A 13,410-nucleotide genomic window follows, 5' to 3' on the forward strand; every position below is an offset into this window, starting at 1 on the left:
CCACCCGCCCGTCCCCGGGCGGGGCGTCGGGGCAGCGTGCTCGGTCATGCCTCGATCCTGCTCGGTCGGCGTAACGAACGTCCTCCGGACCGGACCCTGACCCCACCCTGAGATCCCCGGGCGCGGATGTCGGGGACGTCCCCGTGGTGCTGGCGCGGCACCCCGTGTGACGATCGGACCGACACCGCAACCTGCCGCCATCCCTGCCCTACCGTCCGTGACTCAGGAGCCTCCGATCAACGCCGTGACGCCGCCGCCACCTCGTCTCTACCGGGTGCCCGAACACCGGTTGGCCGCCGGCGTCGCCGCCGGCATCGCCGACCATCTCGGCATCCCGGTCCTGCGGGTACGGGTCGCGTTCATGGTCCTGCTCGGGCTCAGCGGCCTGGGGCTGCTGCTGTACGCCGCGTTCTGGGCGGTGGTGCCGATGCGTCCCGGCGACACCGCCGCACCGCCCCGCCGGGATCCCGCCCAACTGCTGCCGTTCGTGCTGATCGGGCTGGCTGTGCTGTTGGTGCAGGTGATGGTCTTCGACTCGGTGGGTGCCGCCGGCACCGCCGGCTGGCTGGTGGCGATCATCGCGGTGGGTGCCGGGGTGATCTGGCACCAGTCCGCGCCGGAGCGCCGCCGGCAGTGGGGCGGCACGATGCCGGTGCCCTGGTTGGGTGCGGTGGTGGAGGAGAGCGACCGGCGGTCCTTCATGCTCCGGTTCGCCGGCGGCGGGCTGCTGGTCGCGGTCGGCATCATCGGCGTGGCCGCGGTGTACTCCCCGGTGCAGAACGTCGACGCGGTGATCAACGGGGTGATCTTCGCGTTGGTCGGGCTGGCCGGGGTCGGGGTGGTGGCCGGGCCGGTGCTGTGGCGGACGTGGAACCAGCTGCGTTCCGAGCGGGAGGGCCGCATCCGGGAACAGGAGCGGGCCGAGCTGGCCGCCATGGTGCACGACCAGGTGCTGCACACGCTGGCCCTGATCCAGCGCAACGCCACCGACGTCAAGGCGGTGCAGCGGTTGGCCCGGGGCCAGGAGCGCTCCCTGCGTAACTGGCTCTACAAGCCCACCGGCTCGCCCACCGAGCGGTTCGCGGCGGCGCTGGAGCAGGCCGCCGCCGAGGTGGAGGACACTTTCGCGATCACCGTGGAGGCGGTGGTGGTGGGCGACCGGGAGACCGACGAGCGGGTCGGGGCGCTGGTCGCGGCGGCCCGGGAGGCGCTGGTGAACGCGGCTCGGCACGCTCAGGTGGCGACGGTGTCGCTCTACGCCGAGGTGGAGCCGGAGCAGGTGAGTGTGTTCGTCCGCGACCGGGGCAAGGGCTTCGACCCGGATACCGTGGAGGATCACCGGCACGGCGTACGGGGATCGATTGTCGGGCGGATGAGGCGGCACGGAGGCCGGGCGGAGATCCGGTCCGGGCCGGGGGAGGGAACCGAGGTCCGGCTGATCCTGCCGATCAGCGGCACCGGTTCCACGGCGGAAAGGGACAGCTGACCATGGCGGAGCAGTCGATGGAACCGGTCGAGGGGGCGGAGACCCGGGGTGGGCGACTGCGGGTCTTCCTCGTCGACGACCACGCCATGTTCCGCGCCGGCGTACGGGCGGAGCTGGGCGCGCACGTCGAGGTGGTCGGGGAGGCCAGCACGGTCGCCGAGGCGGTCACCCGGATCGCCGCGCTCCAGCCCGACGTGGTGCTGCTCGACGTGCACATGCCCGACGGCGGGGGGCGCGCGGTGCTGGACGCGATGCGCCGTACCCATCCGCAGGTCAGGTTCCTGGCGTTGAGCGTGTCGGACGCGGCCGAGGATGTGATCGGACTGATCCGGGCCGGTGCCCGGGGGTACGTCACCAAGACCATCTCTCCGGACGAGCTGACCGCGGCGATCCGCCGGGTGGCCGACGGGGACGCGGTGTTCAGTCCGCGGCTGGCCGGGTTCGTGCTGGACGCCTTCGCGGCCCGCCCGGACGCGCCGGTCGCCGATCCGGAGCTGGACCAGCTCACCAACCGGGAGCGGGAGGTGCTGCGCCTGCTCGCCCGGGGGTACGCGTACAAGGAGATCGCCAAGGAGCTGTTCATTTCGATCAAGACGGTCGAGACGCACGTCTCCAACGTCCTGCGCAAGCTGCAGATGTCCAACCGGTACGAGTTGTCCCGTTGGGCGGCGGACCGCCGGCTGGTGTGACGGTCGACCTGCCGCTGACCGGTTCACCCGTCGCGCTCGTGGTCGCGACCGCTGCGACTGTCGAACGCCATCCCTCACCCGGGTGTGGTGCGCGACGGCTGGTCGGAGACGGCATCGTCTGGATGGGCAGAGGCGGTCACCGTTCGGTGGGAGTCTGGCGCGGTCGGGCCGGCGGCGGGTGGCCGGCGGGCGGACAGCACCGGTCGACGCACCCTCCCGATCGGGATGTTCGACCTGCTCAGGCTGGCACGACTGGGGACACTTGGTGAGCTACTCCCGAGTATCGGCAACGCGGCAAGCAACTAACGGCTTGATAACGGCACCTTCACGCAATGGGCCGGTGGGTGTCACAGTGGCAGGACCTCACCTCCTGGCGCGAGGCACCCATATGTCCGTCGGCCACGCCGCCGCGCTTCCCTGCGGCTCGTGGCCGTCGATCCTGTGCGGGGTCGGACGCGGGGGTGGGGTGGCCCGGCGGATCGGTCCCCCTGGGGTGTCCCGAAGTCCTCTGCGGTAAACCGGTGGCCCGCGACATGAGGCCCCCGGGCGGTGTCACCCCCCAAACGTGCGTGAAACCCACGACGGAACCAGGTCAGAAAGAGGAGGCCCCTCGGAATGAGAGTCTCGAAGCGGGCGAGTAGCGCGATCGCGGTCGGCATGGCCGCCGCGCTCGTCGCCAGCGGTTGCTCGAACAGCGAGAGCAAGGATGGCGACGGTGCCGCCACCCAGGACGGCGCGATCGTTATCAACAACGTCCAGCCCGAGAACCCGCTGGTTCCGGCGAACACCACCGAGACCGGTGGCGGCAAGATCATCGACAACCTGTGGACGGGTCTCGTCGAGTACCCCAACGACGGAGGCGCCCCGCGCAACGCGCTGGCCGAGTCCATCGACACCACGGACTCGAAGGTCTTCACGATCAAGATCAAGAAGGGTACCAAGTTCCACGACGGTACCGAGGTGAAGGCGAAGAACTTCGTCGACGCCTGGAACTGGGCCGCCTACTCGCCGAACGGCGCGGCCAACGGCAGCTTCTTCTCCGACATCGCCGGCTACAGCGACGTGGCCACCGAGGACCCGGACGGCGACGGCCCGCAGAAGGCTCCGGCCCCGAAGGCCGAGAAGCTCTCCGGCCTGAAGGTCATCGACGACCAGACCTTCGAGGTCACCCTCGGCGCGCCGACCGCGGTGTTCCCGACCAAGCTCGGCTACAGCGCCTTCATGCCGCTGCCGGACGCCTTCTTCAGCCAGAAGCCGGAGGAGTTCGGCAAGAAGCCGATCGGCAACGGCCCGGTCAAGTTCGTCTCGTGGGAAGACAACGTCGCGATCAAGCTCACCCGCTTCGACGACTACACCCTGCGCGACAAGGTGAAGATCAAGGACGTCACCTACAAGCTCTACCAGAACGAGGACGCGGCCTACGTCGACCTGCTGTCGGGTCAGCTCGACTTCATCGAGCCGATCCCGACCTCGGCGCTCGCCGGTGACAAGTACAAGACCGACCTGGGTGACCGGGCGCTGTCCACCGTCATCCCGGCGACCGCGTTCATCGCGTTCCCGATCTACGACAAGCGCTTCGCCAACCCGAAGCTGCGCAAGGCCGTCTCGCTGTCGATCAACCGGCAGGAGATCTCCGACAAGATCTTCTTCGGCACCCGCAAGCCCGCCGACAGCTGGGCCAACCCGCTCACCCCGGGCGCCCCGCAGGGCAACTGCACCGCCTGCAAGTTCGACCCGGCCCAGGCCAAGCAGCTGCTCCAGGAGGCCGGTGGCTTCCAGGGCGAGATGGTCTTCTACTACAACGCCGACTCCAGCCACAAGGACTGGATGGAGGCCGTCGCGCAGCAGGTGAAGACCAACCTCCAGATCGAGGCCCGCGCCGAGGGCGTGCCGACCTTCGCGGTCCTGCGGCAGAACATCAACGCCCGCAAGATGACCGGCCCGTACCGTGCCGCCTGGCAGCAGGACTACCCGGACATCGAGAACTGGGTGAACCCGCTCTACATCAAGGGCGGTTCCTCCAACGACGGCCTGTACAGCAACCCGCAGGTCGACGCGCTGGCCAAGGAGGCCAGTAGTGCCCCGAGCCTGGAGGCGTCGCACGCCAAGTTCGCCGAGGCGCTGAAGCTGGTCGACGCGGACGTGCCGACCATCCCGATCTACTTCTACGGCCTGCAGGTCGGCCACTCGGAGAAGATCAAGAAGCTCGAGCTGACGAACGTCGGTGAGCTGGACCTCTCCTCGGTCGAGCTCTGAGCCGAACGGTCTGACTGACCCCGGGTCGGGTCCGCCACATCCGGTGGGCCCGGCCCGGGGCCGTTCCGCGAGCGGGTGACATCATCATCCGCCCTCGCCAACGCTGCCCCAGTGCGTCGGACGCCGACGCGCTCCCTGTCTGGAGGACCACCCCATGGGCCGTTATCTCGTGAGACGGCTGCTCCAACTCGTGCCGGTGTTTCTCGGCACCACGTTCCTGATCTACTGGCTGGTCTGGTCGGTGCCCGGCGACCCGTTCGCCGGCAAGTGCGGCGAACGCACCTGCCCGCCGTCGTACGTCGCGGCGATGACCGCGAAGTTCCAGCTGGACGAGAACGTCTTCGTGCAGTACGCCACCTACATGAAGAACCTCCTGCAGGGGGACTTCGGCACCACGTACAGCGGCCGGTCGATCAACGACATCATCGCCACCGCGTACCCGAACACGCTGAAGCTGGCCGTCGTGGCGCTGGCGATCGAGGCCGTGATCGGCCTCACCGCCGGCGTGCTGACCGGCCTGCGCCGCAACGGCTTCCTGGACAACCTGGTCCTGGTCTCGACGCTGTTCATGATCGCGCTGCCGGTCTTCGTGGTCGCCTTCGTGCTGCAGTGGACCCTGGGCCTGCAGTTGAAGATCGTCAGTGCGACCGTCTCCAGCGAGATGCCCTTCTCCGAGCTGATCATGCCGGGCTTCGTGCTGGGTAGCGCCTCGATGGCCTACATCGCCCGGGTGGCCCGCACGAGCATCGCCGAGAACCGCCGGGCCGACTACGTCCGGACCGCGATCGCCAAGGGGCTGCCGATGCGCCGGGTGGTCGGGGTGCACCTGCTGCGCAACTCGCTGATCCCGGTGGTCACCCTGCTCGGCACCGACCTCGGTGCGCTGATGGGCGGCGCGATCGTCACCGAGAGCATCTTCACCATCAACGGCATCGGCCGGGAGGTCTACCGGTCGATCGTCACCAAGGAGAGCGCTACCGTTGTCTCCATCGTGGTGGTGCTGGTGCTGGTCTACCTGCTGATGAACCTGCTGGTCGACCTGCTCTACGCCGCCCTGGACCCGAGGATCCGCTATGAGTGACCCCTCCGCCGCCTCGATCGTGAGCACCCCCCGGCCGGAACAGCCGACCGAGATCGGTGCCCCCACCAACGCCGGCCTGCCGGAGAACGCCCGCAAGGAGAAGCCGCGCGGGCTGCTCGGCGACGCCTGGCGCGACCTGCGCCGCAAGCCGTTGTTCTGGATCTCCCTGGCGATCATCCTGCTCTTCGTGGTGATGGCGGCCTTCCCCTGGCTGTTCACCTCCGGCGACGCGAAGAACGGCTCACTCACCCACAGCCTGGAGAAGCCCTCGTCGCACGCCTGGTTCGGCTACGACATCCAGGGCCGCGACGTCTACGCCCGGGTCATCTACGGCGCCCGCGCCTCGATCGTGGTGGCGCTGCTCTCCGTGTTCGGCACCATGCTCCTCGGCGGCCTGGTCGGCATCATCTCCGGTTACCGGGGCGGCTGGGCCGACGCGGTGCTCTCCCGCGTCGCCGACGTCTTCTTCGGCCTGCCGTTCGTGCTCGGCGCCATCGTGATCCTGACCACCTTCAACGGCTCCGGCAGCAACAACAGCACGATCAAGATCATGGGACTGGTCATCGCCTCCCTGGTGATCCTGAGCTGGCCGGTGGTCATGCGGCTGATGCGCTCCTCGGTGCTGGCCACGAAGGAGGCCGACTACATCGTGGCGGCCAAGGCCATGGGTGCCGGCACCGGCCGCATCGTCTTCAAGCACCTGCTGCCGAACTGCCTCGCGCCGCTGCTGGTCTACTCCACGATCATGGTCGGCTCGTTCATCGGCGCGGAGGCCACGCTCTCCTTCCTGGGCGTCGGGCTGAGGAGCCCGGTGGTCTCCTGGGGCATCATGATCAGCGAAGGGCAGAACTACATCCGGGTCGCGCCGGGCCTGGTCTTCTTCCCTGCCGCGTTCCTCGTGACCGCCGTGCTGAGCTTCGTCATGCTCGGTGAGGCCGTCCGCGAGGCCCTCGATCCGAAGCTCCGATAGGGGACTGAGTTGTCCGACATTCTCGTGTCCGAGCAGAGCGCACCCGGCACCGGTGGCACCGGCCGCCCCTCCGGCCGGCTGCTCGAGGTCGACGACCTGCGGGTGGAGTTCCGTACCCGGGACGGCGTCGCCAAGGTCATCAACGGGGTCACGTACCACGTCGACGCGGGGGAGACCCTCGCCGTGCTCGGCGAGTCCGGCTCCGGCAAGAGCGTCACCGCGCAGACCGTCATGGGCATCCTGGACATGCCGCCGGGCTTCGTCACCGGCGGCCAGGTCCGCTTCCACGGCAAGGACATGCTCACCATGTCCGCCGAGGAGCGCCGCCGCATCCGCGGCGAGGGCATCGCGATGATCTTCCAGGACTCGCTCTCCGCGCTGAACCCGGTCTTCACCGTCGGGTTCCAGATCGCCGAGCAGTTCCGGGTCCGGCGCGGCATGAGCCGCGCGGACGCCAAGAAGCGCGCGATCGAGATGCTCGACCAGGTCAAGATCCCGAACGCCAAGGGCCGGTTCAGCAACTATCCGCACCAGTTCTCCGGCGGCATGCGGCAGCGCGCCATGATCGCGATGTCGCTGGCGCTCGACCCCGAGGTGCTGATCGCCGACGAGCCGACCACCGCGCTGGATGTGACCGTGCAGGCCCAGATCATGGACCTGCTCGGCGAACTCCAGCGGGAACGGCGGATGGGCATGATCCTGATCACCCACGACCTCGGCGTGGTGGCCGACGTCGCGGACCGGATCGCGGTCATGTACGCCGGCCGGATCGTCGAGGAAGCCGACGTGTTCGACCTGTACGCCAAGCCGGCGCACCCCTACACTCTCGGCCTGCTCGACTCGATCCCGCGGCTGGACGAGAAGGGGCAGGAGCTCCGGACCATCAAGGGCCTCCCGCCGAACCTGATGAACATCCCGCCGGGCTGCCCGTTCAACCCGCGCTGCCCGATGGCGCAGCCGGTGTGCCGGGAGAAGGTTCCGCCGCTGCTGCAGATCGGCGCCGGCCGGGCCAGCGCCTGCCACTTCGCCGAGGAGCTGGTGAACCGTGACTGAGAACATCCTCGAAGTCCGTGACCTGGTCAAGCACTACCCCGTCACCCAGGGGATCGTGCTCAAGAAGACCATCGGGCACGTCAAGGCCGTCGACGGCGTCTCCTTCGACCTGAAGGCCGGCGAGACGCTCGGCGTGGTGGGCGAGTCGGGCTGTGGCAAGTCGACCCTGAGCCGGGTGCTGATGAGCCTGGAGAAGCCCACCGCCGGCAGCGTGCTCTACAAGGGTCAGGACATCGCCACGCTCTCCGCGGGGGCCATGCGCCGGCTGCGCCGGCAGATCCAGTTGGTCATGCAGGACCCGTACACCTCGCTGAACCCACGGATGACCGTCGGTGACCTGATCGGCGAACCGTTCGAGATCCACCCGGACGTCGCCCCGAAGGGCAGCCGCCGGGGCAAGGTCAAGGAACTGCTCGACCTGGTCGGCCTCAACCCGGAGCACATCAACCGGTACCCGCACCAGTTCTCCGGCGGTCAGCGCCAGCGCATCGGCATCGCCCGGGCGCTCGCCCTGCGCCCGGAGATCATCATCTGCGACGAGCCCGTCTCGGCCCTGGACGTGTCGATCCAGGCGCAGGTGATGAACCTGCTGGAGAAGCTCCAGAACGAGTTGGGCCTGTCGTACGTGTTCATCGCCCACGACCTGTCGGTGGTGCGCCACCTCTCCGACCGGGTCGCGGTGATGTACCTCGGCAAGATCGTGGAGATCGGCACCGAGGACGAGATCTACGAGCGGCCGACCCACCCGTACACCCAGGCGTTGCTCTCGGCGGTGCCGGTGCCGGACCCGACGTTGCGCGACAGCAAGGCGATCATCCGGCTCACCGGTGACGTCCCGTCGCCGATCAGCCCGCCCTCGGGCTGCCGGTTCCGTACCCGGTGCTGGAAGGCGCAGGACGTCTGCGCCGAGCAGGTGCCGCTGCTGGAGGTCCGGCCGGGCTCGGACCACCCGAGCGCCTGCCACTTCGCCGAGAAGCGGGAGATCGTCGCCAGCCACCCGGCGTGAGGTGCCCCGAACCGCCTGCCGGCCGGACCGGCCGGCAGGCGATTCGCCGTTGCCAGACCTCCGTCGGAGGCGGTCGCTGGCCCCTGTCGCGGCTCAGAGGGGACCGCGGCCGGCGCGCAGCAGGAGCAGGGCGAGCTGGGTGCCGTCCGCGCCCAGCGCCTGCCGGAACCGCTCCAGGATCTCCCGCTCCCGGGCGAGCACCAGCCGGGTGCCGCCCGAGGCCATCCGGGTCGCCCCGACCTCCTGGGAGAGTTCGGCGCGCTCCTGCCAGAGCTGAACCAACGTCCGGTCGATCTCGTCGATGCGTTCGCGGATCTCGGCGATCCGGGCCGCCGCGACCGGCTCCTCGGTCCCGAAACGGGTTACCGGGTTCCCGTCGGCCGTACCCGCGGTCTCACCGCTCTGCTCCACCACGTCTGTCATCATCGGTCGTACCTTCCTGACGTCGTGCCCGGTGTCGGGATCCCGGGACGGAGAAAGCCCCGGGCTCCAGGAGCCCGGGGCTTTCTCGTAGGTCTGGTCGATCAGGCGCGACCTACGGCAGCCGGACTCCCGGTGCCGTAGTAAAAGTAGAAGCGCTGACCGAACACGTCGTCGAGTATGCCGATGGTCGTGGGGACGGCGCAAGGATTCCGCCAACACGTGGGACGTGTGGCACGGCCCCGGCGGCTCCGGGGCCGTGCCACACCGACGTCAGCCCAGCCGGGTGATCCGGTCGGCCGGGCCCGGTCCCACCGGCTCGCCGGCGGCCAGGTACGCGATCAGCGCGTCCACGTCGAAGCCGGGGGCCGTCGTCCGGCCGGTGCCCGCCCGCAACTCGGTGAACCCGTCCCCGCCGTTGGCCAGGAAGTCGTTCGTGGTGACCCGGTAGCTGGCGGCCGGGTCGATCGGGGTGCCGTGCAGCGCCAGCGCGCTGACCCGGGAACCGGCCGGCGCGGTGGTGTCGTACGAGTAGGTCAGCCCGGCGGACGGCTGGAGGATCCGCTGGCTGGTCTGCCCCTTGAAGCCGACGAACTGCTGCTCCAGCACGCTTGTGAGCTGGGCACCGGTGAACGTCTGGGTGACCACGAGATTGTTGAACGGCTGCACGGTGAACGCCTCGCCGTAGGTCACCTCGCCCGGCGCCTCCCCACCGGCCGACGTCCCGTACGCCAGGGAGGACCGGACGCCTCCCGGGTTCATCAGCGCGATCTGCGCTCCGTTGCCGCGCGTGTACGCCAGCTGCGCGTCGGCGATCACGTCACCCATCGGGCTCTCCCCGTTGGGGCGGGCATCCCGGACGATGTCCGCACTGATCCGCCCGACCACCCGGTTGGCGATCGGGGCGACGGCCTTGCGGTACTTGTCGGCCAGCGCCTTGGCACCCGGGTCGACCAGCGCCGGGTTCTTGACGAAGACGCCACCGCTCTGCTGCCAGGTGCCGTCGGCGTTGCGGACGCCGTTCTCCACGATCACGTTCTTCGCGGTGATGCCGGTGAACCGGCCGGTGCGCCGATCCAGCGAGTAGTCGATGTCGGTGACCAGTTGGCCGTTGCTGCCGGCGCTGGTCACCACACTGTGCGCGCCCGAGGAATTCGGCAGCGAGCAGGAGTAGAAGCGGTGGGTGTGCCCGGAGACCACCAGGCCGAACTCGGGGCGCAGCCCCTTGACGATGTCCACGACCGGGCCGGAGAAGTTGGCGCAGTCGGAGATGCCGGGCAGGCTCGGCGGTGCGGCCTGCGCGCCGCCCTCGTGCACCAGCAACACCATCGCCTTGACGCCGAAGAGCTTGAGCAGCCCGCCCCACCGGTTGGCGGTCTCCACCTCGTCGGTGAAGGTGACATCCTTGATGCCGGCCGGGTTGACGATGCCGGGGGTGCCCTCCAGGGTGACCCCGACGAAGCCGATCGGCACGCCGCCGACGAAGCGGACGTCGATCGGCGGCAGGATCGGCAGCTTGGTCTTCTTGCTGATGGTGTTCGCCGCGAGGTACGTGAACCTCGCGCCGGCGAAGCCGTCCCCGTCCTGGCAACCGTCGACCGGGTGGCAGCCGCCCCTGTTGATCCGGAGCAGCTCGTCGACGCCCTCGTCGAACTCGTGGTTGCCGACCGAGCTGACATCCAGCCCGATCTCGTCCATCAGCTCGATGGTGGGCTCGTCGTGGAAGGCGGCGCTGACCAGGGGGGTGCCGCCGATCAGGTCGCCGGCGCCGACGGTGGTGGTGACCCGCCCCTCGGCCTTGCCCTCGGCGCGCAGCTTCTTCAGCCAGGTGGCGAGGTACTCCACGCCACCGGCGGGGGTGCCGTTGACCGTGGCGCCGCTGCCGGCGGGCGGGTCGATGGCGCCGTGGAAGTCGTTGTAGCTGAGGAACTGGCCCTTGACCTCGTGGCCGATGGGCTTGGCGTAGGAGACGGCGACCGGGACGAGCCCGGCGGTGTCGTCGGCGGTGGCCGGTTGCGGGGTGGACCGGCCGGCGACGGGCAGGCCGGCCACGACGGCCAGGGCGAGGGCGGGTACCGCGAGGTGACGCAGCACCGCCCGACCGCGCGAGCGCGGTTGACTCATGGTTGTTCTCCCAAGTCGGGTACGGGGGAGTACTGGATGCTTTCCGCGTCATCGTCCCGGGTCGTGCGCCGAGACACCAGGGGGGAGTTCGTGACAGGTTTGTCTCAGTCCGTCGCGGGACCGGGCCGGCGCGGGCGTACGCGGTCGGGAAGTGTCCGACGTGCGGCATAGACTCGCCGTGCGATGCATCCTCTTTTCGACATCCCCGCGTCCCCGCCCACGCCCGAACCTGCCCGGACGCCGCCGCGCCGGCCGGGTGCCGCCGTCGCGCGCCTCGATCCGCAGCAGCTCGTCGAGGGGTTGAACGGCCCGCAGCGGGACGCGGTCACCCACGCCGGCTCGCCGCTGCTGATCGTGGCCGGCGCGGGCTCGGGCAAGACCAAGGTGCTCACCCACCGGATCGCCTATCTGCTGGCCGCGCGGGACGTGCACCCCGGCGAGATCATCGCGATCACCTTCACCAACAAGGCCGCCGGGGAGATGAAGGAGCGGGTGACCAACCTGGTCGGCCCGCGGGCCCGGCTGATGTGGGTGTCCACGTTCCACTCCGCCTGCGTACGCATCCTCCGGGCCGAACACGAGCACGCCGGGCTGAAGTCGACCTTCTCGATCTACGACGCCGACGACTCACGGCGGCTGATGCAGTTGGTCGCCCGTGAACTCGACCTGGACCCGAAGCGGTACCCGGCGCGTGGGCTGGCCGCCCAGGTGTCCAACCTGAAGAACGAGCTGGTCGACCCGGATGCCTTCGCGGCCCGGGCGAAGGGCCCCAACGAGCGGGCGTTGGCCGAGGCGTACACGCTCTACCAGCGTCGGCTGCGGGAGGCGCACGCGCTGGACTTCGACGACCTGATCATGACCACGGTGCACCTGCTCCAGTCGCACCCGCACGTCGCGGAGAGCTACCGCCGCCGGTTCCGGCACGTCATGGTCGACGAGTACCAGGACACCAACCACGCCCAGTACGTGCTGATCAAGGAGTTGGTCTCCGGCACCGCGGGGATCGCGCCGGCCGAGCTGTGCGTGGTAGGCGACGCCGACCAGTCGATCTACGCGTTCCGCGGCGCGACGATCCGCAACATCCTGGAGTTCGAGCGGGACTTCGCCGACGCCCGGACGATCCTGCTGGAGCAGAACTACCGCTCCACGCAGACCATCCTGAACGCCGCGAACGCGGTCATCGACCGGAACACCTCGCGGAAACCGAAACGGCTGTGGAGCGACGCCGGTGCCGGTGAGCGGATCGTCGGCTACGTGGCCGACACCGAGCACGCCGAGGCGGACTGGGTGGCCCGGGAGATCGACCGGCTGGTCGACGACGGCGATGCCCGTCCCGGCGACGTCGCGGTCTTCTACCGCACCAACGCCCAGTCCCGGGTCTTCGAGGAGGTGTTCATCCGGGTCGGCCTGCCGTACAAGGTCGTCGGCGGGGTGCGCTTCTACGAGCGCAAGGAGGTCCGCGACGCGCTGGCCTACCTGCGCGCGGTGGTCAACGACGACGACACGGTGAGCCTGCGCCGGATCCTCAACACCCCCCGCCGTGGCATCGGCGATCGGGCCGAGGCATGCGTGGAGGCACTGTCCAGCCGGGACCGGATCTCCTTCGGTGCGGCGCTGCGCCGGGCCAAGGACGCCCCGGGCATCTCCACCCGGGCCGCCAACGGCATCGCCGAGTTCGTCGCGCTGCTCGACGGCGCCCGCGAGCTGGCCGAGACGGGCACCCCCGAGGAGGTGCTGGAGGCGCTGCTGACCCGTTCGGGTTACCTGACGGAGCTGGAGGAGAGCCTCGACCCGCAGGACGCCGGCCGGGTGGACAACCTCCAGGAGCTGGTCAGCGTCGCCCGGGAGTACACCGAGCGGATCGAGGCGACCGCCGAGGAGGGGGAGCGGGCCACCGTCGCCGGCTTCCTGGAGCAGGTCGCGCTGGTCGCCGACGCCGACCAGGTCCCTGCGCAGCCCGGCTCGGCACCGGACGACGCCGATGCGGACGACGCCGCGCCGTACCAGGGTGTGGTCACCCTGATGACGCTGCACACCGCCAAGGGGCTGGAGTTCCCGGTGGTGTTCCTGACCGGCCTGGAGGACGGAGTCTTCCCGCACCTGCGCTCGCTGGGCGACACCCGCGAGCTGGAGGAGGAGCGGCGGCTGGCGTACGTCGGCATCACCCGCGCCCGGCAGCGGCTGTACCTGTCCCGGGCGGTCACCCGGTCCGCCTGGGGGCAGCCGTCCTACAACCCGCCGTCGCGGTTCCTGGAGGAGCTTCCCCCCGAGTTGGTCCGCTGGGAGCGCACCGAAGGGTCGTACACCTCGTGGGCCGGTGGGGGC

The 13,410-nt window shown here is 69.7% G+C and carries 10 protein-coding genes; 8 read left to right on the plus strand and 2 right to left on the minus strand.

Going from position 1 to position 13,410, the window contains the following annotated elements:
* The first annotated feature begins 217 nt into the window (after nt 1-217).
* The 7 genes from E1166_RS24605 (at nt 218) to E1166_RS24635 (ending at nt 8,541) form a co-directional block, all read left to right on the plus strand.
* A complete protein-coding gene (locus E1166_RS24605; RefSeq protein WP_132269171.1) occupies nt 218-1,486 on the plus strand; it encodes an ATP-binding protein in 1,269 nt (422 codons plus the stop codon).
* A gap of 2 nt (nt 1,487-1,488) precedes the next feature.
* Complete coding sequence (locus E1166_RS24610) at nt 1,489-2,175, plus strand: response regulator transcription factor (protein ID WP_132269169.1); 687 nt, start codon at nt 1,489-1,491, stop codon at nt 2,173-2,175.
* 615 nt (nt 2,176-2,790) lie between these two features.
* Nucleotides 2,791-4,431, plus strand: a complete 1,641-nt coding sequence (locus tag E1166_RS24615) for an ABC transporter substrate-binding protein (RefSeq protein ID WP_132342337.1) — start codon at nt 2,791-2,793, stop codon at nt 4,429-4,431.
* A 154-nt stretch (nt 4,432-4,585) separates the two neighbouring features.
* Nucleotides 4,586-5,512 (plus strand): ABC transporter permease, encoded by a 927-nt coding sequence (locus E1166_RS24620; protein ID WP_132342338.1) that lies wholly within the window; start codon nt 4,586-4,588, stop codon nt 5,510-5,512.
* Nucleotides 5,505-6,482 (plus strand): ABC transporter permease, encoded by a 978-nt coding sequence (locus tag E1166_RS24625; protein WP_132342339.1) that lies wholly within the window; start codon nt 5,505-5,507, stop codon nt 6,480-6,482. The genes E1166_RS24620 and E1166_RS24625 overlap by 8 nt, the downstream gene beginning before the upstream one ends.
* 24 nt (nt 6,483-6,506) lie before the next feature.
* On the plus strand, nt 6,507-7,535 hold the full coding sequence (locus E1166_RS24630) for an ABC transporter ATP-binding protein (protein ID WP_132342344.1): 1,029 nt from the start codon (nt 6,507-6,509) through the stop codon (nt 7,533-7,535).
* Entirely contained in the window at nt 7,528-8,541 is a 1,014-nt protein-coding gene (locus tag E1166_RS24635; protein ID WP_132342340.1) for a dipeptide ABC transporter ATP-binding protein, read from the plus strand. Before E1166_RS24630 ends, E1166_RS24635 begins: the two co-directional genes overlap by 8 nt.
* 93 nt (nt 8,542-8,634) lie before the next feature.
* Here E1166_RS24635 and E1166_RS24640 read toward each other — a convergent pair whose 3' ends face one another.
* Nucleotides 8,635-8,967 (minus strand): chorismate mutase, encoded by a 333-nt coding sequence (locus tag E1166_RS24640; protein WP_132342341.1) that lies wholly within the window; start codon nt 8,965-8,967, stop codon nt 8,635-8,637.
* Nucleotides 8,968-9,234: 267 nt separating this feature from the next.
* Nucleotides 9,235-11,085: a bifunctional metallophosphatase/5'-nucleotidase gene (locus E1166_RS24645; RefSeq protein WP_132342342.1), complete on the minus strand. Its 1,851-nt coding sequence runs from the start codon at nt 11,083-11,085 to the stop codon at nt 9,235-9,237.
* Between the two features lie 183 nt (nt 11,086-11,268).
* Between E1166_RS24645 and pcrA the strand changes: the two genes are divergently transcribed.
* A partial coding sequence (pcrA, locus tag E1166_RS24650; protein ID WP_132342343.1) for a DNA helicase PcrA occupies nt 11,269-13,410 on the plus strand: 2,142 nt, incomplete at its 3' end.

It is taken from the genome of Micromonospora sp. KC213, assembly GCF_004348325.1.
GTDB lineage: Bacteria > Actinomycetota > Actinomycetes > Mycobacteriales > Micromonosporaceae > Micromonospora.